Annotated in this window: 26 protein-coding genes; 20 read left to right on the top strand and 6 right to left on the bottom strand. The window is 57.9% G+C overall.

All coding sequences use genetic code 11. From position 1 onward, the window contains the following. Positions 1-29 precede the first annotated feature (29 nt). A complete protein-coding gene (locus tag ACIPIN_RS04620; RefSeq protein WP_401115914.1) occupies positions 30-485 on the bottom strand; it encodes a DUF721 domain-containing protein in 456 nt (151 codons plus the stop codon). 306 nt (positions 486-791) lie between these two features. Here ACIPIN_RS04620 and secA point away from each other — a divergent pair, with 306 nt between their 5' ends. The 4 genes from secA to ACIPIN_RS04600 all read left to right on the top strand — a co-directional run bounded on the left by secA (position 792) and on the right by ACIPIN_RS04600 (position 6633). Further along, entirely contained in the window at positions 792-3527 is a 2736-nt protein-coding gene (gene secA / locus ACIPIN_RS04615; protein WP_401115911.1) for a preprotein translocase subunit SecA, read from the top strand. 136 nt (positions 3528-3663) lie between these two features. After that, positions 3664-4881, top strand: coding sequence for a bifunctional glutamate N-acetyltransferase/amino-acid acetyltransferase ArgJ (argJ, locus tag ACIPIN_RS04610; RefSeq protein WP_401115908.1), 1218 nt, complete (start codon positions 3664-3666; stop codon positions 4879-4881). A 178-nt stretch (positions 4882-5059) separates the two neighbouring features. Next, positions 5060-5692 carry a glutathione S-transferase family protein gene (locus ACIPIN_RS04605; protein WP_401115905.1) on the top strand — a complete coding sequence of 211 codons (633 nt, stop codon included), beginning with the start codon at positions 5060-5062 and terminating at the stop codon, positions 5690-5692. Further along, positions 5689-6633, top strand: coding sequence for a Nudix family hydrolase (locus ACIPIN_RS04600; protein ID WP_401115903.1), 945 nt, complete (start codon positions 5689-5691; stop codon positions 6631-6633). Before ACIPIN_RS04605 ends, ACIPIN_RS04600 begins: the two co-directional genes overlap by 4 nt. Positions 6634-6770: 137 nt before the next feature. Here the strand turns inward: ACIPIN_RS04600 and ACIPIN_RS04595 are convergent, their stop codons facing one another. From ACIPIN_RS04595 to ACIPIN_RS04585, 3 genes are read right to left on the bottom strand one after another with little or no spacing between them, the layout of a single operon-like run. Next, complete coding sequence (locus ACIPIN_RS04595) at positions 6771-7352, bottom strand: cob(I)yrinic acid a,c-diamide adenosyltransferase (RefSeq protein ID WP_401115900.1); 582 nt, start codon at positions 7350-7352, stop codon at positions 6771-6773. A gap of 2 nt (positions 7353-7354) precedes the next feature. Continuing rightward, positions 7355-9391: an ATP-binding protein gene (locus ACIPIN_RS04590; protein ID WP_401115897.1), complete on the bottom strand. Its 2037-nt coding sequence runs from the start codon at positions 9389-9391 to the stop codon at positions 7355-7357. Positions 9392-9436: 45 nt separating this feature from the next. Continuing rightward, a complete protein-coding gene (locus tag ACIPIN_RS04585; protein WP_401115894.1) occupies positions 9437-10354 on the bottom strand; it encodes a putative 2-dehydropantoate 2-reductase in 918 nt (305 codons plus the stop codon). 143 nt (positions 10355-10497) lie between these two features. On the opposite strand from ACIPIN_RS04585, the gene ACIPIN_RS04580 reads away from it, so the two are divergent. Both ACIPIN_RS04580 and ACIPIN_RS04575 read left to right on the top strand, forming a co-directional pair. After that, positions 10498-10983 carry a YajQ family cyclic di-GMP-binding protein gene (locus ACIPIN_RS04580; RefSeq protein ID WP_019693270.1) on the top strand — a complete coding sequence of 162 codons (486 nt, stop codon included), beginning with the start codon at positions 10498-10500 and terminating at the stop codon, positions 10981-10983. Between the two features lie 136 nt (positions 10984-11119). Next, positions 11120-11956: a mechanosensitive ion channel family protein gene (locus ACIPIN_RS04575; protein ID WP_401115891.1), complete on the top strand. Its 837-nt coding sequence runs from the start codon at positions 11120-11122 to the stop codon at positions 11954-11956. A 243-nt stretch (positions 11957-12199) separates the two neighbouring features. Here ACIPIN_RS04575 and ACIPIN_RS04570 read toward each other — a convergent pair whose 3' ends face one another. Next, the gene (locus ACIPIN_RS04570; protein ID WP_401115888.1) at positions 12200-13561 is read right to left on the bottom strand and encodes an OprD family porin; all 1362 of its coding nucleotides are present in this window, start codon (positions 13559-13561) and stop codon (positions 12200-12202) included. A gap of 926 nt (positions 13562-14487) precedes the next feature. Here ACIPIN_RS04570 and ACIPIN_RS04565 point away from each other — a divergent pair. Next, positions 14488-14913: an HIT domain-containing protein gene (locus ACIPIN_RS04565; protein ID WP_123426649.1), complete on the top strand. Its 426-nt coding sequence runs from the start codon at positions 14488-14490 to the stop codon at positions 14911-14913. A gap of 3 nt (positions 14914-14916) precedes the next feature. After that, positions 14917-15123 (top strand): SlyX family protein, encoded by a 207-nt coding sequence (locus tag ACIPIN_RS04560; RefSeq protein WP_123426650.1) that lies wholly within the window; start codon positions 14917-14919, stop codon positions 15121-15123. A 96-nt stretch (positions 15124-15219) separates the two neighbouring features. On the opposite strand, the gene ACIPIN_RS04555 is transcribed toward ACIPIN_RS04560, so the two are convergent. Then, positions 15220-15822, bottom strand: coding sequence for a cold shock domain-containing protein membrane protein (locus ACIPIN_RS04555; RefSeq protein WP_401115883.1), 603 nt, complete (start codon positions 15820-15822; stop codon positions 15220-15222). Positions 15823-16502: 680 nt separating this feature from the next. Between ACIPIN_RS04555 and ACIPIN_RS04550 the strand changes: the two genes are divergently transcribed. The 12 genes from ACIPIN_RS04550 to tolB all read left to right on the top strand — a co-directional run bounded on the left by ACIPIN_RS04550 (position 16503) and on the right by tolB (position 26638). Then, positions 16503-16838: a ribbon-helix-helix domain-containing protein gene (locus tag ACIPIN_RS04550; protein WP_401115880.1), complete on the top strand. Its 336-nt coding sequence runs from the start codon at positions 16503-16505 to the stop codon at positions 16836-16838. Positions 16839-17017: 179 nt separating this feature from the next. Next, complete coding sequence (locus ACIPIN_RS04545; RefSeq protein WP_010457489.1) at positions 17018-17239, top strand: FmdB family zinc ribbon protein; 222 nt, start codon at positions 17018-17020, stop codon at positions 17237-17239. Positions 17240-17347: 108 nt separating this feature from the next. Continuing rightward, a complete protein-coding gene (gene aspS / locus ACIPIN_RS04540) occupies positions 17348-19123 on the top strand; it encodes an aspartate--tRNA ligase (RefSeq protein ID WP_401115877.1) in 1776 nt (591 codons plus the stop codon). Positions 19124-19254: 131 nt separating this feature from the next. Continuing rightward, positions 19255-20001, top strand: a complete 747-nt coding sequence (locus ACIPIN_RS04535; RefSeq protein WP_401115874.1) for a YebC/PmpR family DNA-binding transcriptional regulator — start codon at positions 19255-19257, stop codon at positions 19999-20001. 179 nt (positions 20002-20180) lie between these two features. Next, the gene (ruvC, locus tag ACIPIN_RS04530) at positions 20181-20705 is read left to right on the top strand and encodes a crossover junction endodeoxyribonuclease RuvC (RefSeq protein ID WP_017340471.1); all 525 of its coding nucleotides are present in this window, start codon (positions 20181-20183) and stop codon (positions 20703-20705) included. A 118-nt stretch (positions 20706-20823) separates the two neighbouring features. Next, positions 20824-21432 carry a Holliday junction branch migration protein RuvA gene (ruvA, locus tag ACIPIN_RS04525; RefSeq protein WP_401115870.1) on the top strand — a complete coding sequence of 203 codons (609 nt, stop codon included), beginning with the start codon at positions 20824-20826 and terminating at the stop codon, positions 21430-21432. Further along, positions 21433-22494, top strand: a complete 1062-nt coding sequence (gene ruvB / locus ACIPIN_RS04520) for a Holliday junction branch migration DNA helicase RuvB (RefSeq protein ID WP_401115867.1) — start codon at positions 21433-21435, stop codon at positions 22492-22494. Between the two features lie 138 nt (positions 22495-22632). Further along, the gene (ybgC, locus tag ACIPIN_RS04515; RefSeq protein WP_019693257.1) at positions 22633-23100 is read left to right on the top strand and encodes a tol-pal system-associated acyl-CoA thioesterase; all 468 of its coding nucleotides are present in this window, start codon (positions 22633-22635) and stop codon (positions 23098-23100) included. Then, complete coding sequence (gene tolQ / locus ACIPIN_RS04510; RefSeq protein ID WP_262115408.1) at positions 23090-23785, top strand: protein TolQ; 696 nt, start codon at positions 23090-23092, stop codon at positions 23783-23785. The genes ybgC and tolQ overlap by 11 nt, the downstream gene beginning before the upstream one ends. A 23-nt stretch (positions 23786-23808) precedes the next feature. Beyond that, a complete protein-coding gene (gene tolR / locus ACIPIN_RS04505; RefSeq protein WP_262115426.1) occupies positions 23809-24261 on the top strand; it encodes a protein TolR in 453 nt (150 codons plus the stop codon). Then, complete coding sequence (gene tolA / locus ACIPIN_RS04500; protein ID WP_401115864.1) at positions 24261-25340, top strand: cell envelope integrity protein TolA; 1080 nt, start codon at positions 24261-24263, stop codon at positions 25338-25340. Before tolR ends, tolA begins: the two co-directional genes overlap by 1 nt. 29 nt (positions 25341-25369) lie before the next feature. Next, the gene (gene tolB / locus ACIPIN_RS04495; RefSeq protein WP_401115861.1) at positions 25370-26638 is read left to right on the top strand and encodes a Tol-Pal system beta propeller repeat protein TolB; all 1269 of its coding nucleotides are present in this window, start codon (positions 25370-25372) and stop codon (positions 26636-26638) included. Positions 26639-26669 lie beyond the last annotated feature (31 nt).

Genomic DNA, 26669 nt, shown 5'->3' with positions numbered 1-26669 from the left:
GCCGCAGGCTGCGATCTTTTGATCTGCTTCTAGGTCTTCGGTTTGGCGTGAGCCGCCAGGCGTTCGAGCGCCGCCCGCAATTTCGGATCGCTGATGCCATCGGCGGTGGCTTGAATGGTCGCCGCCGCATCGCTCGACAGATCCATGGTGTGGCCAACGGCCCCTTGCTGAACGGTTGGTGGTTGAACCTTGAACAGAATTCGCGTCAGGCTGGCGAATTCGTCGAACAGCTGTAACTGCCGTTGCAGACGCTTTTGCTGGTAACGCAGGCGGGTTGCCCAATGACCATCGGTGACAATCAGCAACAAACTGCCTTCGCGCCACGACGCCACGTGACAATGTTCACGGGCGGCCGGCTGCAACTGGCTTTCCAGCAAGCGCTGTAAATGACCCAGGCGTTGTGCGTGACCGAAAATGGCTTTTAACGGTTTGGCTTCGCGAAGCAGAACGGCGGGTGCTCTGGCCGTAAGAGGGCGAAATGCCATGAAGGGACACCTGAAGTAACAGAGCCGCCATGGTAGCAGAAAGCACTTGATGCACCTGACCCATTGCTTTGTGACCGCTTTACTCATTAAATCAATGAGTAACTTATGCCGTGAATGGCTTGAAGTTCAGCAAAAAGCCCCTATTTTAAGTGAGCCCCGTAACAGCGCTGTGCATGCATCGTGGAATAACGCCACTTTCCTCACCATCGTTTCCGGGTAGAATGCTCGTTCGCATGCGGCCATGAGGGCTGCACGGGCGACTCACGGGGCCGCCCTCCATCCCTTTGTGTGGAAGATCCTGCCGATATGTTTGCGCCTTTGTTAAAGAAACTTTTTGGAAGCAAGAACGAGCGTGAAGTCAAACGCATGCTCAAGACGGTACAGATCGTCAATGCCTTCGAAGAGCAAATGGTGGCCCTTTCGGACGATCAGCTGCGCGCCAAGACTGATGAGTTCAAGGCCCGCATCGCCAAAGGTGAAACCCTCGACAAACTGCTGCCTGAAGCCTTTGCGGTTGCCCGCGAAGCCGGCAAGCGGGTTATGGGTATGCGCCACTTCGACGTCCAGTTGATCGGCGGCATGACCTTGCATGAAGGCATGATTGCCGAAATGCGTACCGGTGAAGGCAAGACCCTGGTGGCAACACTGGCGGTTTACCTGAACGCGTTGTCCGGCAATGGCGTGCACGTTGTCACCGTGAACGACTACCTGGCTCGTCGTGACGCCAACTGGATGCGTCCGCTCTACGAATTCCTCGGCATGACGGTCGGCGTGGTTACGCCGTTCCAACCGCCGGAAGAGAAGCGTGCGGCCTACGCCGCCGACATCACCTACGGCACCAACAACGAATTCGGTTTCGACTACCTGCGCGACAACATGGCGTTCAGCATGGAAGAAAAATTCCAGCGCGAACTCAATTTTGCCGTGATCGACGAAGTCGACTCGATCCTGATCGACGAAGCCCGTACCCCACTGATCATCTCTGGTCAGGCCGAAGACAGCTCCAAGCTCTACATCGAGATCAACAAACTGATCCCGCAACTTGAGCTGCATGTCGAAGAAGTGGAAGGTGTCGTCACCAAGGCCGGTCACTTCACCGTCGACGAGAAGACCCGTCAGGTCGAACTCAACGAAGCCGGTCACCAGTACATCGAAGACGTTCTGACCCGCATTGGCCTGCTGGCCGAAGGCGAGAGCCTGTACTCGTCGCACAACCTGGGCCTGCTGACCCACGTTTATGCCGGTCTGCGTGCGCACAAGCTGTTCAATCGCAACGTTGAATACATCGTCCAGGACGGTCAGGTCGTCCTGGTCGACGAACACACCGGTCGTACCATGCCAGGTCGCCGTCTGTCCGAAGGTTTGCACCAGGCCATCGAAGCCAAGGAAAACCTGAACATTCAGGCCGAAAGCCAGACCCTGGCTTCGACCACGTTCCAGAACTACTTCCGTCTCTACAACAAGCTGTCCGGCATGACCGGTACGGCGGACACCGAAGCGTTCGAATTCCACCAGATCTACGGTCTGGCGGTGATGGTCATTCCACCGAACAAACCGCTGGCACGTAAAGACTACAACGACCTGGTGTTCCTCACCGCCGAAGAGAAGTATGCGGCGATCGTGGCGGACATCAAGGAAAGCATGGCTCAGGGGCGTCCGGTTCTGGTGGGTACCGCCACCATCGAAACGTCCGAGCACATGTCCAGCCTGCTGGTGAAGGAAGGCATCGAACACAAGGTTCTGAACGCCAAGTTCCACGAAAAAGAAGCCGAAATCATCGCTCAGGCCGGTCGTCCGGGCGCGCTGACCATCGCCACCAACATGGCCGGTCGTGGTACCGACATCCTGTTGGGCGGCAACTGGGAAGTGGAAGTGGCCTCGCTGGAAAACCCGACACCTGAGCAGATCGCCCAGATCAAGGCCGACTGGCAGAAGCGTCACCAGCAAGTGCTTGAATCCGGCGGCTTGCAGGTGATCGCCTCCGAGCGTCACGAATCGCGCCGTATCGACAACCAGCTGCGTGGTCGTGCCGGTCGTCAGGGTGACGCCGGTTCCAGCCGTTTCTACCTGTCGCTGGAAGACAGCCTGATGCGCATCTTTGCCTCTGACCGGGTGAAGAACTTCATGAAAGCCCTGGGCATGCAGCCTGGCGAAGCGATCGAGCACCGCATGGTGACCAACGCTATCGAAAAGGCTCAGCGCAAGGTTGAAGGTCGTAACTTCGACATTCGTAAGCAACTGCTTGAGTTCGATGACGTCAACAACGAACAGCGTAAAGTGATCTATCACATGCGTAATACGTTGCTGGCCGCCGACAACATCGGTGAAACCATTGCCGACTTCCGTCAGGACGTGCTCGGCGCAACGGTCAGCGCACACATTCCGCCGCAATCGTTGCCGGAGCAGTGGGACGTTGCCGGTCTGGAAGCTGCGCTGCAGAGCGACTTCGGGGTGAAACTGCCGATCCAGCAATGGCTCGACGATGACGATCACCTGTACGAAGAAACCCTGCGCGAGAAGCTGATGCAAGAGCTGCTGGCGGCGTACAACGAGAAAGAAGAGCAGGCGAGCGCCGAAGCGCTGCGCACCTTCGAGAAGCAAATCGTGCTGCGCGTTCTGGACGACCTGTGGAAAGACCACCTGTCGACCATGGACCATCTGCGTCACGGCATCCACTTGCGTGGCTATGCTCAGAAGAACCCGAAGCAGGAATACAAGCGCGAGTCGTTCACGCTGTTCTCCGAGCTGCTGGATTCGATCAAGCGCGACTCGATCCGTGTGCTGTCGCATGTTCAGGTTCGCCGCGAAGATCCGATCGAAGAAGAGGCGCGTCTGCGTCAGGAAGCCGAGGCACTGGCTGCACGCATGCAGTTTGAACACGCCGAAGCCCCTGGTCTGGAGCAACCGGAAATGTTGGGCGAGGAGCTCGATGTGGCGCTCGCTGTCGCTCCGGTGCGCAACGAACAAAAACTGGGCCGCAACGAGCTCTGCTACTGCGGTTCGGGCAAGAAGTTCAAACACTGTCACGGCCAGATCAACTAAGATTTTTGCCAGACATTGATATACCCGCGCCGCGACCGGCATTAGCCGTCGCGGCGTTTTGCCATTTAAATCACCGATGCCACGTTAAAAAGAACAGGGCGACGACGGTGCAGATAATATTTTAAGGAGCGCTTTCATGGCTGTTGGTCTTGGTCCTTTGCCAACGTTGCACCCGGTTGCCGGTTTTGAACTCGGTATCGCTTCGGCCGGCATCAAGCGCCCCGGGCGCAAAGATGTCGTGGTCATGCGCTGCGCCGAAGGTTCCACGGTCGCCGGTGTGTTCACATTGAACGCGTTTTGCGCAGCACCGGTGATTCTGGCCAAACAACGCGTGCAAGGCCCGGTGCGTTACCTGCTGACCAACACCGGCAACGCCAACGCCGGTACCGGTGAGCCTGGCCTGGCTGCCGCCGAGCGCACGTGCGCCAGACTGGCTGAGTTGGCTGGCGTTGACGCAAGCGTGGTACTGCCGTACTCCACTGGTGTGATTGGCGAACCGCTGCCGGTCGAAAAGATCGAAGGCGCACTGCAAGCGGCCCTCGACGATCTGTCGGAGAACAACTGGGAGGCCGCGGCCACCGGGATCATGACCACCGACACCCTGCCAAAGGGTGCGAGCCGGCAGTTCCAGCATGAAGGCGTGACCATCACCGTCACCGGTATCAGCAAAGGTGCCGGCATGATTCGTCCGAACATGGCGACCATGCTCGGTTACATCGCTACCGATGCCAAAGTTTCCCGCGAGGTGTTGCAGAACCTGTTGCTGGACGGTGCCAACAAGTCGTTCAACCGCATCACCATCGACGGCGACACCTCGACCAACGATTGCTGCATGCTGATCGCCACCGGTAAGGCTGCTCTGCCAGAAATCACCTCCGCCGGTGGTCCGCTGTTCGCGGCGCTGAAGCAGGCGGTGTTTGAGGTGTGCATGGACGTGGCCCAGGCTATCGTTCGCGACGGCGAAGGCGCGACCAAGTTCGTCACCGTTGAAGTCAACGGCGGCGGCAATCACCAGGAATGCCTGGACGTTGGTTACACCGTGGCGCATTCGCCACTGATCAAGACTGCGCTGTTCGCCTCCGATCCGAACTGGGGTCGCATCCTGGCGGCCGTTGGCCGTGCCGGTGTGCCGAACCTGGACGTGAGCAAGATCGACGTGTTCCTCGGAGAGGTCTGCATCGCCAGCCGTGGTGCCCGTGCCGCGACTTACACCGAAGCCCAGGGTTCGGCCGTGATGCAGCGCGAAGAAATCACCATTCGTATCGAGCTGGGTCGCGGTGATTGCAGCGAAACCATCTGGACCACCGACCTGTCCCACGAATACGTGAAGATCAACGCCGAATACCGCACGTAACCCACGGTTCAAGACCGAGTCGCCCCATTCGCGAGCAAGCCCGCTCCCACAGGAGATCTTCAGTGAACACAGTATTTGTGTACGACAGGATCAAATGTGGGAGCGGGCTTGCTCGCGAAGACGGACGACCAGACGCTAGACATTCTGGCTTGTTCCCCTGACGAGAAGGCACCAAGACATGAGTTACCACCTGATCATCGGCGACAAACTGTATTCCTCCTGGTCCCTGCGCGGCGCTTTGGCGCTGGAACTGGCTGGCGCGACCTACACCGAAGAACTGATCAAGCTGAACCAGCCTGACACCCGCGAGCGCCTGCTCAAGCATTCGCCGACCGCCAAGGTCCCGTTGCTGAAAACCGAACACGGCACCATTGCCGACTCGTTGGCGATCGCCGAGTACCTGGTTGAGCGTTTCCCGAACGCCAACCTTTGGCCGAAGGACATCGCCACCCGTGCCCAGGCGCGCTCGGCGTGCGCGCAGATGCACAGCGGTTTCTTTGCCATGCGCAGCAACATGCCGTTTGACCTGAGCCACGATGCGCCGCTGTCGCCGATGCCGCCTGAAGTGCAGGTGGAAATCGAGCGGATGCTGGCGTTGTGGGCTGAATGCCGTGCCGTTGCAACCGAAACCGGCCCGTTCCTGTTCGGTAGTGTGAGTCTGGCGGACGCTTTCTTCGCACCGATTGCCGTGCGCCTGCGTACCTATCAGGTGGCGTTGCCGGCGGTTGATGCGGCCTATGTCGAAGCAATTTACCAATGGCCAGCCTTCAAGGCCTGGCAGAAAGCCGGTTTAGAGGAAATAGTGCGGTGAAACGAGTTCATGTAGCGGCGGCTGTCATCCGTGATGCCAGCGGCAAGATCCTCATCGCTCGCCGCGCCGATACCCAGCATCAGGGCGGCCTGTGGGAGTTTCCCGGCGGTAAGGTCGAGGACGGTGAAGCGGTGCAAACTGCGTTGTCCCGCGAACTGCAGGAAGAGTTGGGCATTGTGGTCAGTGCCGCTCGGCCATTGATCAAGGTTCAGCATGACTATCCGGACAAGCAAGTGTTGCTGGATGTCTGGGAGGTCTCGGCGTTTACCGGCGAACCCCATGGTGCTGAAGGCCAGCCTCTGGCGTGGGTGACGGCGCGTGAACTGCGCGACTACGAGTTCCCGGCCGCCAACCAGCCGATCGTGGCGGCTGCGCGTCTGCCCAGCGACTACCTGATCACCCCGCAGGGTCTGGAAACTCCAGCCATGCTGCGCGGTATTCAGAAAGCCATCGCCGGCGGGATCAAGCTGATCCAGTTGCGTGCCCCTAATGGCTACGACCCGCAATACCGCGATCTGGCGGTGGATGCCGTGGGTTTGTGTGCCGGCAAGGCGCAACTGATGCTCAAGGGCCCGTTCGAGTGGTTGGGAGACTTCCCGGCCGCCGGTTGGCACATCACCGCCGCGCAACTGCGTAAGTACGCCAGTGCCGGGCGTCCGGTGCCAGCCTCGCGCTGGTTGGCGGCGTCCTGCCACAACGCTGAAGAGCTGAGCCTGGCCGAGCAGATGGGCGTGGACTTCGTCACCCTGTCACCGGTTCAGCCGACCCAGACTCATCCGGATGCGTTACCGCTCGGTTGGGAGCAGGCATCGCAGCTGATTGCAGGCTTCAGCAAACCGGTGTTTCTGCTGGGTGGTGTGGGTCCTGCTGAAAAGCAGAAAGCCTGGGAAGCGGGTGCACAGGGCGTGGCGGGGATTCGGGCGTTTTGGCCTGAGGTCTGATTTTGCGGTGACGCTACCGACGCCATCGCGAGCAAGCTCGCTCCCACAGGTGATATCGGGTGTTCACAATTTCTGTGTTAACCGAAGATCCACTGTGGGAGCGAGCTTGCTCGCGATGACGGCCTGATAGACGCTGACTAAACCTTGGGCTTGTCCGCCGCCTGCCAAAGAATCTCCGCAACCCCCTGACGCTTGGCAATCAGCCGAGCCGCCACAAACAACAGGTCCGACAAGCGATTGATGTACGCCAGGCCAACCCCGGCCAACGGCTCCAGCGCATTCAAATGCTGACAACGTCGCTCGGCACTTCGCGCCAGGCTGCGGCAGACGTGGGCTTGGGCAATCAACGCTGAACCGCCGGGCAGAATGAAATTCTTCAGCGGCCCCAGCTCCTCGTTCCAGACATCGATCGCCGCTTCCAGGCGTTCGACTTCCGCCGCATTCAAGGCCTGATACACCGGCATCGCCAGTTCGCCACCCAGGTCGAACAACCGGTGCTGGCACGGCTCAAGCACCTCGATCACCTCAGCCAGGCCAGGATAATCGTGGCACTGCGCGGCCAACCCGGCCAGCAGCAATCCCAGCTGACTGTTCAGCGTATCAACTTCGCCGATGGCCTCGACGCGTGGATGGTCCTTGGGCACTCGGCGACCGTCGCCAAGCCCGGTTTCACCTTTGTCGCCGGTGCGGGTGTAAATCTTCGACAAGCGAAAACCCATGCTTAGCGCTCCAGTTGCTTGAGTTCGTGAGAGGCGAGCGGGGTGCCCGCCAATGGCAGGCGCAAGGTGACACAGGTGCCTTGGCCGAGGGTCGATTGCACTTCCATCTGACCCTTGTGGTTGTTGGTGATGATGAAGTACGACACCGACAGTCCGAGGCCGGTGCCCTGGCCGATTTCCTTGGTGGTGAAGAACGGTTCGAAGGTGCGTTTGCGTACGTTCTCGCTCATGCCCACACCGTTATCTTCCACTTGAATTTCTGCCCACGGCGGGTTCAGTCGAGTGCGCAGAATGATCCGCCCGGGCTCACGCTCATCTTCGCGCTGATGAATCGCCTGAGCAGCGTTTTTCAGCAGGTTGAGCATTACTTGTTCGAGCTCGTTGGCGGTGCCGGGCACTGGGCCCAGCTGCGGGTCGAACTGACGAGTGATGGCCTGGCCCTTGAAGTCGAAGCCGATCGCCAGGTCGAAGTCATTGCCGGCGATCTCCACGGCTTGATCGATCAGTGCCGGCAGGTCGCACGGGGCCATTTGGCGGTTGCTGCGGCGACTGAAACTGAGCATGTGGGTGACGATCTTCGCCGCCCGGGCGCCGGCTTGTTGAATGCCGTCGAGCAGTTGCGGTACTTCGCGGTTTTGCAGGTAGCGATTGACGCTGTCCAGCTCGATACCTACCTGTTCGGCGGTTTCGATGTTCTTGGGCAGGTCCGCAGACAAGCGCCGGCGAATGTTCTGCACGTTATGCAGGATCGCTCCCAGGGGGTTGTTGATTTCGTGGGCCATGCCCGCCGCCAGGCCACCGACCGAGAGCATTTTCTCCGACTGCACCATCATTTCTTCCAGGGACAGGCGCTGGGTGATGTCGTCGATCCGGATGACTACGCCGCGCCCGGCACTGCCCATCAACGGATAAAAGGTCAGTGCGTAATGCTTGGGTTCGTCGTCCTTGACCCAAGTGACGCGCTCGATCTTGACCACGCTGTGCTGCTCGACGGTTTCCTTGAGTTGCGGCAGGAACGGCTTGAGCGGTTCGAAGGCGAGGAAGATCGGCTGATTCAATGCTTCGTCCAGACGCGTGCCGGAAAGTGCGCTGGCTTCCTGGTTCCACTGGGTCACGTAGAGCTGTTCATCGAGGGCAATCAACGCTGAAGGCATCGAGTCGATGATGCTGTTGAGGTAGTTCTGGAAACCGGTGAGTTTCTTCTCGATCTTGCTCCGTACCTGAACTTCCAGTTCCAGTTTGCGGTTGGTGTGACGGGTTTCTTCGGCCAGGCCCTGAGCCTGGTCGTAGGCGGCCTGGGAATCGTCCCGCGCGCGCTTGAGTTGCTGCTCGCGGGCTTCGATGCGCGAGAGCATGGTGTTGAAGGCTTCGGCGAGACTGCCGATTTCGTCGTGGTTACCGCGAGAGGCTCGCAAGGCGTAGTTTTCTTCACGGGTGACCTGCCGGGACAGCTCTTCGAGTTCATGGATCGGTCGGGTGATCAGGCGTTTGATCTGCCGGGCAATCACCAGCCACAACAGCACGCTGAAAATCAGAATCCCGAGGCTGGCGGTCAGGGTGCCGGTATAGAAAGCCATCGGCAATTCGCTGCTGGCCACCAGCAGCAGATGGCCGGGTGCCTCGCCCGGGCGCAGCAGGGTGATCAGCTGATTGCTGCGAAACTCGGTGGCCTGCCAGGCTTCGATATTCCGGTAGTGCTCGGGCAGCTTGAGTTTTTCGCCGTGCTCCACCTGGGCCAGGCGTTGGCCTTTACCGTCATACAATGCGGCCGTTTTGAGCGGTGAATAGCTGTTGAGTTCGTTGAGCAGCCTTTGGGCTTCTTCTGGAGAATTGAGCGCCTCGGCGGCGATTGACGGGTTGGCTACCAGCCGGCCGATGGTCTGCAAGGCCTGTGGGGCCATGCTTTCCTGGGAGATCCAATAGGCGGCGCTGATAAAGGTCAGGTTGGCCACCAACAACACGGTGGTCAACAGCACCAACAGGGCGGCCAGCAGTTTCTGGCCGACCGGTAGGTTTTCAAGGCGCTGGCGCAATGGCATCGGGGTCGTCGCTAAAGAGGAACAGGAAGGCAGCGTAGCCGCTGCTCAGTCGCTGGGCAATCCGCGTGTGTGCAGGTGCGTGATCAACCTCTGCTGCAATTGGTTCAGGTGCGGAAGCACCAGTTGGTGCCTCGACGCAACGGCGCAGGCGTGCCCGAGCAGGTAACTGATCTCGGTTCGGCGCTGATTGGCGACGTCCTGGTACATCGACGAGTAGTTGGCTGCAGTCGCTTGAATCACCCGCTCGACTTCTTGTTGCAGGTTCTGCGCTGCGGCTGGCTGGCCACAACGCTGCAGCAACTCGCTCAGTTCGGCGCAGAGGGTGGCGACCTCGCAATGATGTTGTTGCAAGCCACCGTTGCGGCAGTCATGCAGGACTGTCAGGGGGTTGATCGCGCAATTGAGCGCCAGTTTGCGCCACAGACGGGTCAGGATATCCATGCTCCACTCGTGGGGGATGCCGGCAGCGCACAGGTCATCCAGCCAGATCGGTGGGGTAGGGTGGCTGGCATCGCCGAGCCAGGTGTACCCGTGACCGGCAAACACTACGCGCCAGTCGTCATCACGAAACGCGCCTTCGGTGCTTGAGGCAAAGATGCAGCGAGCCTGCGGGACGCGTGCGGCCACCGCGTCCTGGCTGCCAAGGCCGTTCTGCAGCAAGATCAGCTCGGCGTTGGGTGCAAGGCGCGGTGCCAGTTGCGCCACCGCGCTTTCGGCGTCGTAGGCTTTACAGGCCACGAGCAGGCGCTGTATTGGACCGATGCTGTCGACGGTCTCGCCGGGAATCGCATAACGCTGTGCTTCACCCTGTTCGACCAATGTCAGCCCGCCGGCGGCCCGATAGGCCTGCAATCGCTCCGTGTCGCGCAGAATCAGTTTCACCGGCAGACCAGCCCGTGCCAGGCGCGTGGCCCACAGGGTGCCCAGACTGCCAGCGCCAAGGACGTGCCAGGTGGTCGACATCAGTTTTTTGCTCGGATTGGCAGGCGCATGTGAGGCTCGCAGTTTCGGAGGAGAAAGACCCGTTATAATCAGCACGGATTTTAACCGCAAGCCAGGCGTGCTCCATCTTTATTGAGCGTGCCCTTTTTTATTGGAGAGATTACATGCCGTCGTTCGACGTGGTATCCGAACTGGACAAACACGAACTCACCAACGCGGTCGAGAACGCCGTTAAGGAACTCGATCGTCGTTATGACTTGAAAGGCAAAGGCAGCTTCGAGTTCAAGGAAAAGGACCTGACCGTCAACCTGACCGCCGAGGCCGACTTCCAGCTTGAAGCGATGATCGAGATCCTCAAGCTGGCACTGGTCAAGCGCAAGATCGATGTGCAGTGCCTTGAGGTAAAAGACGCCTATGCTTCCGGCAAGCTGATGAAGCAGGACGCGGTGCTCAAGGAAGGTATCGACAAAGAGTTGGCGAAGAAGATCGTTGCTCACGTCAAAGACGCCAAGCTCAAGGTCCAGGCCGCCATTCAGGGCGAGCAGGTACGGATCACCGGCAAGAAGCGCGACGACCTGCAAGAAGCCATTGCGGCATTGCGCGCCAAGGAATTTGGCATGCCGCTGCAGTTCAACAACTTCCGCGACTGATCAGTCTTCAGGGAACCTCTTGGCGTAATTGACGTCCGAGGCCCAAGCAACGGCAGAAACGATTGAGCCCTGACGGTTCGGTCTTTCTGCCGCTCAGTTTTTTACGTGCCGGGTAGCCGGGAATCAGGAGAGACAAATGGACATAAATGCTGAAGTGGACAACCTGGTCAAGGCTTCCCAGGCCTGGGTCCCGATGATCATGGAATACGGCAGCCGTGTGCTGCTGGCAGCCGTTACCCTGGCCATTGGCTGGTGGCTGATCAACAAGCTGACCCACAAGGTTGGCAAACTGCTGGCCCTGCGCAACGCCGATCTGGCGTTGCAGGGGTTTATGAGCAGCCTGGCGAACATCATCCTCAAAGTGCTGCTGATGGTCAGCGTCGCGTCGATGATCGGTGTTGAAACCACCTCGTTCGTGGCGGCCATCGGTGCTGCCGGTCTGGCGATCGGTCTGGCGTTGCAAGGCAGCCTGGCGAACTTCGCTGGTGGCGTGCTGATCCTGTTGTTCCGTCCGTTCCGTATTGGTGACGTGATCGAAGCGCAGGGCATTACCGGCACAGTCGACAGCATTCAGATTTTCCATACCCTGCTGCGCACCGGCGATAATAAAACCGTCATCGTGCCCAACGGTAATCTGTCGAACGGCATCATCACCAACCACAACCGTCAACTGACCCGTAAAGTGGTGTTTGACATCGCTGTGAATTACGACGCTGATTTGCAGAAGGCCCGTGAGGTATTGCTGGAACTGGCCAAGGATGAGCGCGTGTTGGCCGACCCTGCGCCAGTCGCGGTAGTGTCGACCCTGGGCGATAGTTCGATTACGGTTTCGCTGCGCGTCTGGGTGAAAACCGCGGACTACTGGGATGTGCTGTTCCAGTTCAACGAACACTCCCGCGATCGTCTGAAGGCGGCAGGGATTGATATTCCGTTCCCACAACGAGTGATTCGTATGGTTCAGGAAACGGCGTAACAAATAGCGCTTTGTTACTTGGCCTTTTGGTCAAGTACCGGCGACGAACTCAAGGGGCAATAAGCCCCTTGAGTGTTTTTACAGTCTGCTGTTTTGTCGCTCTGAAACTGGAATAGGGTGCTGGCTTATTATTAGCTGGCTATTTATTAAAGTTGGTTTCGTGCTGTCATAAAGCAGGCATAAAAAAAGGCCCATCAGTGATGGGCCTTTTTTATATCAATCGAACAACTGTAGTCGTAGCGATTACAGGATGTTCAGCGGGTACTCGGTGATCAGGCGGAACTCGTTGATGTTGCCTTCGCCTTCGTCCGCGTTGGCGCGGTGCCATGCTTGACGTGCGCGGAAGGACAGGTCTTTCAGAGGACCAGCCTGGACAACGTACTTGGCTTCCAGGTTGGTTTCGTGGTGCCGACCATCTGCGCCATACTGGCCAACATACGAGCCGTTAGCATCCGCGTGGGTGCCGTCGATACCTTGGCCGTGAACATAACGAGCCATGAAGCTCAGGCCTGGTACGCCGTACTCAGCCATCTTCAAGTCGTAACGTGCCTGGATGGATTTCTCGCCAGGACCGTTGAAGTCAGAGTACTGGATGGAGTTGGCCAGGAAGATCGAGTCGCCGCCACGGTCGGAGCGATCGCCCACACCGACGTAGTCGAATGGTGTATCACCGTGTACCTGCTGGAATGCCAGGGTAAAGGTGTGTGCCTTCAGGAAAGAGTAGGCAGCCGCCAGCGAGTAGGCGGTGTTGTCGATCTTGCCTGCCAGCGCCTGACCAGTGTCGGTTGTGTGGTAGACGTTGAGGTCGAAGTTCAGAGACTGGTCAGTTGCCAACGGAAGGGTGTAGTTCGTGTTGGCGTAGTACTGGTTCCAGACGTCCTTGAACTTGGCACCGTAGAGAGAAACGCTCAGGTTCTCATTGATGCCGTATTTGCCACCCAGATAGTCGACGGTTCTGACGTCGAGGATGGGGGTGTTGCCGACGCCAGGAAGATTGCTAGCGTATGCGGCACGCAGCGGCGCCTGCATCGAGGTTTGATCCTGGCTGCTGCCAGCGTAGAAGTGACCGGCTTCGAGATCGAGGTCTTTGACTTCACTGCTCTGCAGTTGGAAACCACGAGCGGTCTGCTGGAACAGGCGGCTGCCACCGAGAGCGAATACTGGAGCAGTGGTAGGCGTCTGGTCGCCGAATTTCAGCTCGGTTTTGGAGATGCGAACTTTAACTGCCGCGCCTGCTTTACCGAAGCTGTTGTTGTTGTCGCCATTGGCTTGGCGGCTCAGGTTGCCGGAGCCAGACTGCGAGTCGGTACCGTCAAGTTTGAAGCCAGCATCGCCGAAGCCTTCAACGCCCACGCCAACAGTGCCTTGGGTGTAGCCGGAACTGAACTTGCCCAGAACGCCTTGGGTCCAGTCGATCTGGTCGTTGGCGCCAGCTTTACGGTCGCGGTTGAAGTAATAGTTCTTCAGAACCACGCCAGCCGAGGCGCCTTCAACGAAACCTTTTGCGTCAGCCTGGTCGGTTACAAACGGGTCGGCCATAGCGACTTGGGTGCCGGTAGCTGCAGTAACAGCCAGGGCGATCATGCTCCACTTCATCACGCGCATCGTGATTTGCTCCTTTGGTTTTTAGAAGAGTACTGCCGTCCCACCTGATTTATTATCTGGGCGGCTCTTACTTTTTGGATCGGCGCAAACTTATATCACGCCGACAATATTGGCGATACTTGCGTATCTAACCTTTCAGCTTCTTTACGGCCCTGTCGCAAAATGCGCTGTAGAGGTCGTAATTCCATAATTTTTATGCATTCGGACTGACTACTTCAGCGTTGTTTTCCAAGGCTTCAGCATCAGAAAAAAGAAATCCCTGTCCTGCACTTGAAGCTCCTTGGGCAGCCATGCCGCTATTGTTATGTGCCTTAAGGTTCCGACTTCCAGCGGATGCCTTATAGGCGATGTGTGTATGAATGCAACAAGCGTGCACAAATCGGCTTTTTGCTGCCGGTTTTTTCAAAATCCCCGGTATTAATTACCGAAACCTCATAAAATCGGGGCTTTCAAGACCGATTTGTTTGGGCTTGACTCCGTGCTTCTTCTGGTGTTGCACCACGAAGGAGCATGTGTAACAGCACAGAAATGTTACTGGTTCACCCTGCGGGTGAGTAGACGGCGGATGCTCGACGATTTCAGCGTAGACGCACTGTGCGAATTTGGTGCAAAACTTTTTCAAAATTGTACGAAATTCACACAGCGAAGACCTCGAACGCAGGTTTACATTCGCTGATAGGTCGTTGATTTTTTGACGAAGTGCCGGGCTTTGGTTCTGATTTGGTGCGTCGGGAGTGAAAGTGTTCAGTGTCAGGGCGTCCGTACATTGACTGTTTGTATCTGGTCGCCAGGCTCAGGGTGTACAGCAGGTTTTTTCGCCGTGATCCGTGCGGCGTTCGCGGGTATGCTGCTGTTAGGTTGCAGGCGATCAGCCTTTGAGGCTAGGCGCTAAACTGAATCTTATGAACGGTACGGGAGTGCGCGCGGTGTTCGCTTTAGATCCAAGACTTGAACAAGACACCCTGCCGATTGGGGATTTCCCTCTAAGCCGGTTGTTGCTGTCCAATGATTCGAATTACCCCTGGTTTATCCTGGTGCCGCGTCGTGAGGATGTCAGCGAGTTGTTTCAACTGGATGTCACCGACCAACTGCAATTGTGGCGAGAAACAACAGAGTTGGCCGAAACACTCAAGGATTCGTTCGACGCCGACAAGTTGAATGTCGCGACCCTGGGTAATGTTGTCAGTCAGCTGCACATGCATGTCATTGTGCGTAAGCGCGATGATGCCGCCTGGCCAGCCCCGGTTTGGGGCAAACACCCGGCCAAGCCTTACAGTGCCGAAGAAGTGGCAGTAATTCGCGAACGGCTGCGTTTGGTTTTGACCGATGACTTCACGTTTCTGGAGGGCTGAATCATGAGCCTGGAAGAACGCGTTACCGAACTTGAAAGTCGTCTGGCGTTTCAGGATGACACTATTGAAGCGATGAATGATGTGCTGGTGACGCAGCAGCGAGTGGTCGAGCGCTTGCAGTTGCAAATGGCGGCGTTGCTCAAGCGCCAGGAAGAGATGGTCGGCCAGTTCGAGTCTTTCGAAGAAGAAGCTCCGCCGCCGCATTACTGAGTGCTGGCCGGGGCAACAAATCGGCAGGCAATAAAAAAACCGCGATGCAGTCAGACTGCATCGCGGTTTTTTATTGCGGGCGGAGCGGTACTGAAATCAGCGACGCGGCAACGCGGCGATCACGTCTTCAGCTTGCAGACCCTTGTCACGGTTCATGACGGAGAATTCCACGCGCTGGCCTTCGACCAGGACGCGGTGACCTTCACCACGGATTGCACGGAAGTGCACAAAAATATCGTCTCCGGAATCGCGAGAAATGAAACCGAAGCCTTTGGAGGTGTTGAACCACTTGACGGTGCCGGTATCACGATTGGTCATATCGTAATTTTGCGTAGCGGCGGCAGGAGAGGATTTATAGAAGCTGATGGCCAGGTGCAGAAGTACGGCGACCAGGGCGACGATGAGGCTAAGTAAAACTGCTGGCTGACCACCAATTACCGGCATCGGCGCGAGGAGGGTCAGGGTTTGCACGACAACGGCAAGCACCAGCAAGGCACTGACCAGATTTTGCAGTTGGTGACGTGGACCTTTGTTCCAGTAAGGGATAACCGGAGCGAGGGTCAGGTTGAGCAAACCGAAGAACGCCAGGTACAGCGCGTCAGGTTGTTGCAGGTAAGGTAAGGCTTCGGTTCGCAAGCTGGGGATGAAGGACAGCAGCAGAGCCGCTGCGCCCGTTAGCAGGTGGACGATTTTCAACATTTTGATTAACTCACGTTAAGACGGATCACAAGGAAGAGCTGATTGAGCACGGTTCGCTTCTGAACAATGGGAGGCGCTGGACACGTACCCGGTATCAGCCTATGCGCTGCGCCCAGGGAAATAGAGGCAGCGACACGCCTCTATTTAACAGCAAAGCCCAGGCCTTCTCAAATCAAGTGCAGGCGGCGCGGGGCGGGACGGATCGACGGTTTGCGTGGCGTTGTCCGCAGGTGTTGCCCGAAGGCTTGATCCAGAGCCTGTCGCGGGCATATGAGGCGCCTTGAATTCGGGGGGGGATTATGGGCGTCAGACACAATTTGTCGCAGGTGGCTGCGTGATCCCGGGCTGCGAGGTGGACCCTCAGTCATCCTGTCTGTGCCGATGGTTCCCGGACGGCGCTCTCAGTGCGCTCCCCAACCTCGGGGCGCCAGGCTCCTCTGGTGGGGCGATGTCCGAGCCTTATGCGGCTTCTTTCGCTCTGTGGTTTTGACTTTTCCTGCACTGAAATACTGCTTTATAGATGGATGTAGGACCGTGTTAACGGTCTCCCTGCTGTTGTTGGCTTGTCCTACGTTGATGGTCATAAAGTCATCTGGATAATCACTATCCGCTTGCGTTTCTATAAGGAAATAGAGGGTTGCTCTTATTGAAATCAAGTATGACAAAGGAGTGTCAACGGTATGGTTCATGAAATAGTGCAGGGCATCCGGGGGGCGGTCAGGTTTCAAGACGTAAAAACAGATCCTTTTGTTCGGGAGTTTGATATGGGCCTGGCGCGCCCGCTGTCCCGGTCAGTGCGTTTGAATGGTTTCGCCACCTGTCTACGGCTTGAGCAGGTCTATTGGGATATTCTGGCAAAAATGGCGAAGATCAATTGTTGCTCGGTGAGCGCTTTGCTTTCCTATGTCGATAGAGAGGTTCACCTGCGACACGGCGGGGTAAAGAATTTCAGCGGGCTGGTCCGGGTGGTGTGTGTTGTACACAGCTTGAACGAGAGCGCGTGTAGGGCTGAATGACGCGCGGTGCGCAAACGCGATGGCGGGTGTGATCGGGTGACGTGTCGTCGACGGATCTGGATGAGTGCATGCCTGTGCAGTGTTACGGCTGCACAGGCTCGATTTAATGGATATAATCCCGCCCTTTGCCGCGAAACCCAACGTTTGCGCGGTAATAATCTGATTGCCGAGACAGCCCCATGCCGATGTACGACTATCAATGTGCTTCCTGTGGTCATCAGTTGGAAGCCATTCAGAAGATCAGCGCAGCGCCGTTGGTCGACTGCCCTGCCTGCCAGGCACCCGAACTGAAAAAAATGCTGTCCATGCCAGGTTTCCGCCTCAGCGGCACCGGCTGGTACGAGACCGACTTCAAAACCGGTTCGAAGAAGAACCTGGCCGGTGGCGACAAAGCTGACTAAGTTGAACTCTACGCGCGAGCTCTTGCATCATCAGGCACCTTATTCAAGTGCGGTGGTGCGGCAAGGCCTCCAAACGAATTTCGAATTACGAGAAGTGAAACCACTACCATGATGCGCAGCCATTATTGCGGCCAACTGAACGAAAGCCTGGAAGGTCAGGAAGTTACCCTTTGCGGATGGGTCCACCGTCGTCGTGACCACGGCGGGGTGATTTTCCTCGATATCCGTGATCGTGAAGGTCTGGCCCAGGTGGTGTTCGATCCGGATCGCGCCGAAACCTTCGCCGCCGCCGACCGTGTGCGCAGCGAATACGTCGTCAAGATCACCGGTAAGGTGCGTCTGCGTCCGGCCGGTGCCGGCAATGCCAACATGACTTCGGGCATGATCGAAGTGCTCGGCTACGAGCTGGAAGTATTGAACGAAGCGGAAACCCCGCCGTTCCCGCTCAACGAGTTCTCCGACGTTGGCGAAGAAACCCGCCTGCGCTATCGCTTTATCGACCTGCGTCGTCCGGAAATGCTCGAGAAGCTGCGTCTGCGTTCGCGCATGACCACCAGCATCCGTCGTTACCTGGACGAGAACGGCTTCCTCGACGTCGAGACGCCGATTCTGACCCGTGCAACCCCTGAAGGTGCACGTGACTACCTGGTGCCAAGCCGTACTCACGCAGGTAGCTTCTTCGCCTTGCCGCAATCGCCGCAGCTGTTCAAGCAACTGCTGATGGTCGCCGGCTTCGATCGTTACTACCAGATCGCCAAGTGCTTCCGTGACGAAGACCTGCGTGCCGACCGCCAGCCGGAATTCACCCAGATCGACATCGAAACCAGCTTCCTCAACGAAGCTGACATCATCGGCCTGACCGAAGGCATGATCCGCAACCTGTTCAAGGAAGTGCTGGGTCTGGAATTCGGTGAATTCCCGCACATGACCTGGGACGAGGCCATGCGTCGTTACGGTTCCGACAAGCCGGACCTGCGTAACCCGCTGGAACTGGTTGACGTTGCCGACCAGCTCAAGGAAGTCGACTTCAAGGTCTTCAGTGGCCCGGCCAACGACCCGAAAAGCCGTATCGCCGCTCTGCGCGTTCCAGGCGGGGCGAGCATGCCGCGCAGCAAGATCGACGACTACACCAAGTTTGTCGGCATCTACGGTGCCAAGGGCCTGGCGTACATCAAGGTCAACGAGCGCGCGAAGGGCGTCGAGGGGCTGCAATCGCCTATTGTCAAAAATATCCCTGAAGCCAACCTCAATGTGATCCTCGATCGCGTTGGCGCGGTTGATGGTGACATCGTGTTCTTCGGCGCCGACAAGGCCAAGATCGTCAGCGAAGCGCTGGGCGCACTGCGGATCAAGGTCGGTAACGATCTGAACCTGCTGACCTGCGAGTGGGCGCCGATGTGGGTTGTCGACTTCCCGATGTTCGAAGAGAACGACGACGGCAGCTTCACTGCCTTGCACCACCCGTTCACCGCGCCGAAGTGCACACCGGAAGAGCTTGAAGCCAACCCGGCGACCGCTCTGTCGCGTGCCTACGACATGGTGCTGAACGGCACCGAGCTGGGTGGCGGTTCGATCCGTATCCATCGCAAGGAAATGCAGCAATCGGTCTTCCGTCTGCTGGGTATCAGCGAAGCGGAACAGGAAGAGAAATTCGGCTTCCTGCTCGACGCCCTGAAATACGGCGCGCCGCCGCACGGTGGTCTGGCCTTCGGTCTGGACCGTCTGGTGATGCTGATGACCGGCGCCCAGTCGATCCGTGAAGTGATCGCCTTCCCGAAAACCCAGAGCGCGGCCTGCGTCATGACTCAGGCTCCTGGTCTGGTCGACGCCAAGGCGCTGCGCGAGCTGCACATTCGTCTGCGCGAACAGCCTAAGGCTGAGTAAGACTGAGCACCTTGGCGCATCGATCGATGCGCCAAGGTGTCAGATCCAGATTGTGTTGCCCGCTCGCCTTCATGGGCGTGCGGGCATTGTTTTAAAGAGAGTTGTTTTAAAGAGAATTCGGAGCGAGTGTTATGGCGGGTCATTCCAAGTGGGCGAACATCAAGCACCGCAAAGAACGTCAGGATGCCAAGAAGGGCAAGATTTTCACCAAGTGGATTCGTGAACTGACTGTCGCGGCCCGTCAGGGTGGCGGTGATCCAGGCTCCAACCCGCGTTTGCGTCTGGCGCTGGACAAGGCCCTTGGCGCCAACATGAGCCGTGACATTATCGACCGCGCGGTGGCTCGTGGTGCCGGCGCTGCCGACACCGATGACATGGTCGAGTTGAGCTACGAAGGCTACGGCCCAGGCGGCGTAGCGGTGATGGTCGAGTGCATGACCGACAACCGCAACCGCACCGCGGCGGCTGTCCGTCACGCGTTCAGCAAATGTGGCGGCAACCTGGGGACCGACGGTTCGGTGGCTTACCTGTTCGAGCGCAAGGGGCAGATTTCCTTCGCGCCGGACGTCGACGAAGACGCGCTCATGGAAGCGGCCATGGAAGCCGACGCCGATGACGTGGTCACCCACGAAGACGGTTCGATTGACGTGTTCACCTCGTTCGCCGGTTTCTACTCGGTTCGTAACGCTCTGGAAGCTGTCGGTTTCAAAGGTCATGACGCGGAAATCGTCATGCTGCCAACCACCAGTGCCGAACTGGATCTGGAAGGCGCCGAGAAGGTGCTCAAGCTGATCGACATGCTGGAAGACCTGGACGACGTGCAGAACGTCTATTCCAATGCTGATATCCCGGAGTCGGTGGCCCAACAGCTCGGCTGATCGACCCCGTCCTTGTAGGAGCCTGGCTTGCCTGCGATGGCGGCCTGACGGTCGGTGCATGGCTCACGGGCCCCATCGCTGGCAAGCCAGGCTCCTACAGGTCAGGTGTTAGTCTCACGTTATGTTTCGCCGGCACAGCCTGCTCCATGCTGGCCTCACTCTCTAAACCCGCAGGCGTTATGACTTTAATTCTTGGTATCGACCCCGGTTCACGCATTACCGGTTACGGCGTGGTACGCGATACCGGTCGTGGCTGCGTGTACGTGGCCTCGGGCTGCATTCGTACCGGCAGCGGCGAGTTGCATGAGCGGCTGCAAATTGTTTATCGCGGGGTGCGCGAAGTCATCCAGACCTACGGTCCGGTCACCATGGGGATCGAAAAGGTCTTTATGGCCCGCAACGCCGACTCGGCCCTGAAACTCGGCCAGGCTCGCGGCGCCGCCATCGTCGCTGGCGCTGAAGAAAACCTGGAAATCGCCGAATACACCGCAACCCAGGTCAAGCAGGCGGTGACCGGGACGGGAGCTGCGAATAAAGAGCAGGTGCAGATGATGGTCATGCACATGCTGAAACTGATCAGCAAACCGCAAATCGATGCCTCGGACGCCTTGGCAATCGCCATTTGTCATGCTCACACCCGTTCCAGCCTGTTACCCCATGGTCTGGGGACGGCTCGCAGTCGCGGCGGTCGCCTTCGCCTCTGATCTGATAGCATCAGCCCACTCATTTTATCCGTTGAGCGTTTTGCGCCTGTTTTGTCGGCGGTCACGCTCACTTTGGTACTCGTCAGCCAGATCTGGCCAACGCTTAAGGATTTGAAACGTGATTGGACGTTTGCGCGGCACCTTGGCTGAGAAACAGCCGCCGCACCTGATTCTGGATGTAAACGGCCTGGGCTATGAGCTGGAAGTGCCGATGACCACGCTCTATCGGCTGCCGTCGGTCGGTGAGCCGATCACCTTGCACACCCATTTGGTCGTGCGCGAAGACGCCCAGTTGCTTTATGGCTTCATTGGCAAACGTGATCGCGATTTTTTCCGTGAGTTGATCCGCCTCAATGGCGTGGGCCCCAAGCTCGCGCTGGCGCTGATGTCCAGTCTTGAGGTTGATGAACTGGTGCGCTGCGTGCAGGCGCAGGACACCTCGGCGCTGACCAAGGTGCCGGGCGTCGGCAAGAAGACGGCCGAGCGTTTGCTGGTAGAACTCAAGGATCGCTTCAAGGCCTGGGAAACCGTGCCAAGCATGTTCGCACTGGTGCCTAATCAGCCGGATGCGCCAATGCCGCTGGTCACCGCCGAAAATGACGCGGTGAGTGCGCTGATCTCCCTCGGCTACAAGCCGCAGGAGGCCAGCAAGGCGATTTCTGCCATCAAGGAAAAAGGTTTGAGCAGTGAAGACCTGATTCGTCGCGCCCTGAAGGGAATGATTTAAGTGATTGAAGCTGATCGTCTGATCGCCGCCACGGGTGGCCCTCGTGACCGCGAAGAAGTCCAGGATCGCGCGATTCGTCCCGTCAGCCTGGCCGAATACATCGGCCAGCCGACCGTTCGCGAGCAGATGGAGTTGTTCATCCAGGCTGCCCGTGGGCGCAACGAGTCCCTCGATCACACGCTGATCTTCGGCCCGCCGGGTCTGGGTAAAACCACCCTGGCCAACATCATTGCCCAGGAAATGGGGGTGTCGATCAAAAGCACCTCGGGGCCAGTCCTTGAGCGTCCGGGTGATCTGGCGGCGCTGCTGACCAACCTCGAACCGCATGACGTGCTGTTCATCGATGAGATCCATCGGCTGTCACCGATTGTCGAAGAAGTGCTGTACCCGGCCATGGAAGACTTCCAGCTCGACATCATGATCGGCGAAGGGCCGGCGGCGCGTTCGATCAAGCTCGACTTGCCACCCTTCACGCTGGTCGGTGCCACCACGCGCGCCGGGATGCTGACCAACCCGTTGCGTGACCGCTTCGGTATCGTTCAGCGTCTGGAGTTCTATAACACCGCAGATCTGGCGACCATCGTCAGTCGCTCGGCGAATATCCTTGGCTTGCCGCTGGACCCGGAGGGCGCCTTTGAAATCGCTCGTCGGGCCCGTGGTACGCCGCGTATTGCCAACCGGCTGTTGCGTCGAGTGCGCGATTTTGCCGAAGTCCGGGCGAAGGGGCATATCACTAAACCGATTGCCGATCTGGCGCTGAACCTGCTGGATGTGGATGAGCGTGGCTTCGATCATCAGGATCGACGTCTGCTGTTGACCATGATCGAGAAGTTCGATGGCGGCCCGGTCGGGGTGGACAGTCTCGCGGCGGCGATCAGCGAAGAGCGACACACCATCGAAGACGTGCTTGAGCCATATTTGATCCAGCAGGGCTATATCATGCGGACCCCGCGTGGACGGGTAGTGACCCGGCATGCGTACCTGCATTTTGGTTTGAATATCCCGTCACGGTTGGGTGAAATGCCCGTGGTAGACGAGTTTCTTGATGCAATAGACGAATGACGACCTCTGCGTGCTGATTTATTTCGGCTTTGTGTGGTCCTAGGGGACTGCGATTGCCGATCTTTCGCACGAAAGTCGTTCGAGAATGAAAAACAGTTGCCTGGCCGGATTGGCAACCTGAGGAGTAAGCACTAGAGTATGCGCGCGCAAAACGGGCTTGAGTCGTTCGCACATCGTTGTCGCGTTTATTACGAGGACACCGATGCCGGCGGCATCGTGTATTACGTTAATTACCTTAAGTTTATGGAGCGGGCTCGAACCGAGCGGCTACGAGAACTGGGCTTTGCCCAATCGCAGCTGGCAGGGGAGGACCTGTTGTTCGTCGTGCATTCCAGCGAAGCGCGCTATCACGCGCCGGCGCGACTGGATGACGAGCTTTTGGTAAGTGCTGAAGTAATCGAATTGAACCGCGTCAGCCTGCGCTTTAAACAGCAGGTCAGGCGAGCCGCGGATAATGCACTGCTCTGCGAAGGGCAGTTTTTGGTGGCCTGTGTGCGCACCCATAGTTTGAAACCCCGGGCCATTCCCGAAGCTCTACGTGCGGCCTTTGCCGACGTGAGCGGCGCGGGTACACACTCAGAGCAGGAGATAAAGCGTGGAAGCTAACGTCGTCGACCATACCTCCATGTGGAGCCTGGTCAGCAATGCCAGCGTTGTGGTGCAGTTGGTAATGCTGATCCTGGTAGCCGCATCGGTGACCTCGTGGATCATGATTTTTCAGCGCAGCAACTTGCTGCGCGCCGGTCGCCGTGCCCTGGAGAGCTTCGAAGAGCGCTTCTGGTCGGGTATCGACTTGTCCAAACTCTACCGCCAGGCCGGTAGCAACCCTGACCCGGATTCCGGCGTAGAGCAGATCTTCCGTGCCGGTTTCAAGGAATTTTCCCGTCTGCGTCAGCAGCCAGGCGTTGATCCGGAAGCGGTCATGGAAGGTGTGGCGCGTGCCATGCGCGTGGCCATTTCCCGCGAAGAAGAAAAGCTCGAGCAGAGCCTGCCGTTCCTCGCCACCGTCGGTTCCGTCAGTCCGTACATCGGTCTGTTCGGTACGGTCTGGGGCATCATGAACTCCTTCCGTGGTCTGGCCGCTGCCCAGCAAGCGACCCTTGCCACCGTGGCACCTGGTATCGCCGAGGCACTGGTTGCAACGGCAATCGGTCTGTTCGCTGCTATCCCGGCAGTAATCGCTTACAACCGTTTCGCCGCTCGCAGTGAAACCTTGCTCAGCCGTTACTACACCTTCGCCGATGAGTTCCAGGCGATCCTGCACCGCAAAGTGCACACCAGCGAAGAATAAGCAGGTAATTCCCAATGGCTTTAATCGCTCGAGCTCGCAAAAAGCGCAAGCCGGTTGCCGAGATGAACGTGGTGCCTTACATCGACGTGATGCTGGTACTGCTGGTCATCTTCATGGTGACCGCCCCGATGCTCAATCAGGGCGTGAAAGTTGATCTGCCCAAGGTTTCCAGCGAAGCCTTGCCGCAAGACAACAACACTCAGGTCCTGACCATTTCGATCAAGTCTGACAAGACCTATTACTGGAACCTTGGCAGCGAAGTCGACACCGAGAAGCAGCAGGACAGGGCCATGACCCTGCCGCAGATGACTGACGCGGTGACCAAGATCATTCGCGCCGGTAACGAAGGCGGCAAGCACACTCAAGTGTTCATTCGCGGTGACAAGACCGTCGATTACGGCTCCGTGATGGGCGCCATGGGTGGATTGCAGAAAGCCGGGGTCGGTAATGTTGGCTTGATTACCGAGGCGCCCTGATGCAGCAACAGCGAGAGCCGACAGCCTCGGAAAGCTACTTCTGGCCTAGTGTCTGGGCGATTGGCCTGCACGTGCTGGTGTTTGGCATGCTGTTCGTCAGTTTTGCCATGACCCCGGAGTTGCCGCCGGCCAAACCGATCGTCCAGGCGACCCTGTACCAGCTGAAATCGAAAAGTCGGGCGACCACCCAGACCAATCAGAAGATTGCGGGTGAAGCGCAGAAATCCGCTGCGCGTCAGACCGAAGCCGAACAGATGGAACAGAAAAAGGTCGAGCAGGAAGCGGTGAAGGCTGCGGAACAAAAGAAAGAAGAGGTGGCTCAAAAAGCCGAGGAAGCCAAGAAGGCCGACGAGTCGAAGAAAGCGGACGAGGCGAAAAAGGCTGATGAAGCCAAGAAAGCCGATGAAGCGAAGAAGACCGCCGAAGCCAAAAAGGCCGAACAGAAACAATTGGCTGATATAGCCAAGAAGAAAGCCGAAGAAGAAGCCGAGAAAGCCGCTGAAGAAGAGGCCAAGAAAGCGGCCGCTGAAGCTGCGAAGAAAAAGATAGTCGAAGACGCGAAGAAGAAAGCCGCGGAAGACGCCAAGAAGGTAGCTGAAGCGAACGAGGCGAAGAAAAAAGTCGCCGAGGACGCGAAGAAGAAAGCGGCTGCCGATGCTGCGAAGAAAAAATCGCAGGAAGCTGCACGTAAATCGGTCGAAGAGAAAAAGGCTCAGGCCTTGGCTGATTTGCTTTCCGACAAGCCGCAGCGTCAACAGGCTTTGGCGGACGAGCAGGGTGATGAAACCGCGGGCAACTTCGATGATCTGATTCGTTCGAGGGCATCTGAAGGTTGGGCGCAGCCACCGTCGGCACGCAAGGGCATGAAAGTGATCCTGCAGATCAACATGTTGCCTGACGGAACGATCTCCGGAGTTTCGGTAGCTCATTCCAGTGGCGATGTACCGTTCGACAGTTCTGCGGTAGCGGCAGTAAAAAATATTGGTCGTTTGACCGAAATGCAGGGTCTGAAACCAAGTGATTTCGCTCCCTATCGTTCATTCAAGATGACATTCACACCTGAGGATCTAGCCTTGTGAGAAACCTTCTTCGAGGACTGCTTGTAGTCATGTTCTGCTTTGCAGGATTGGCTACAGCGGATGAAAAAAATATCCTGGTCAGCAGTGGTAGCTCCCAGGCAACTCCGATTGCCGTCGTACCGTTCGGCTTGCAGGGCGGTAGCGTCCTGCCGGACGACATGGCGGAAATCATCGGTAATGACCTGCGTAACTCGGGTTACTACGCGCCGGTTCCGAAGCAGAACATGATCAGCCAGCCGACTCAGGCCAGCGAAATCATCTATCGCGACTGGAAGGCCCTGGGCGCCCAGTACATCATGGTCGGCAGCATTGTTCCGGCGGGCGGTCGTCTGCAGGTGCAATACGCCCTGTTCAACGTTGCCACCGAGCAGCAAGTGTTGACCGGTAGCGTTTCGGGTGGTGTCGATCAACTGCGCGACATGGCGCACTACATCGCCGACCAGTCGTTCGAAAAACTGACCGGTATCAAGGGGGCGTTCTCCACGCGCCTGCTTTATGTAACGGCCGAGCGTTTTTCGGTGAACAACACACGCTACACCCTGCAGCGTTCGGACTACGACGGTGCTCGTGCCGTGACCCTGCTGCAATCGCGCGAGCCGATCCTGTCGCCGCGTTTCGCACCCGATGGCAAGCGCATCGCCTATGTGTCGTTCGAGCAGAAGCGTCCGCGCATTTTCATGCAGAACATCGACACCGGTCGCCGTGAGCAGATCACCAATTTCGAAGGCCTGAACGGTGCTCCAGCCTGGTCGCCGGATGGTTCTCGCCTGGCGTTCGTACTGTCCAAGGACGGTAACCCGGATATTTACGTGATGAACCTGGGGTCGCGTCAGATCAACCGCGTGACTGCAGGTCCAGGCATCAACACTGAACCGTTCTGGGGTAAAGATGGTTCGACTATCTACTTCACCTCCGACCGTGGCGGCAAGCCGCAGATCTACAAGACCAACGTCAATGGTGGCGGTGCGGAGCGTGTGACCTTTATCGGTAACTACAACGCCAACCCGAAACTGTCGGCTGACGAGAAGACACTTGTCATGATTCACCGTCAGGATGGCTTCACCAATTTCCGGGTGGCGGCTCAGGATCTGCAGCGCGGTAGCATAAAAATCCTGACAGACACCAACCTTGATGAGTCAGCCACTGTTGCGCCCAACGGCACCATGGTAATCTACGCCACCGCCCAGCAGGGCCGGGGAGTCTTGATGCTCGTGTCCATCAATGGACGCGTAAGGCTCCCGCTTCCTACCGCTCAAGGCGAAGTCAGAGAACCTTCCTGGTCCCCTTACCTGAACTGACGCGGCGCTATACGTTTTACTTAACACACTG

It is taken from the genome of Pseudomonas sp. NPDC087697, from assembly GCF_044743155.1.
GTDB lineage: Bacteria > Pseudomonadota > Gammaproteobacteria > Pseudomonadales > Pseudomonadaceae > Aquipseudomonas.
Note: the sequence above shows the minus strand (reverse complement) of the source record. Positions and strands in the feature narration are given on the sequence as shown.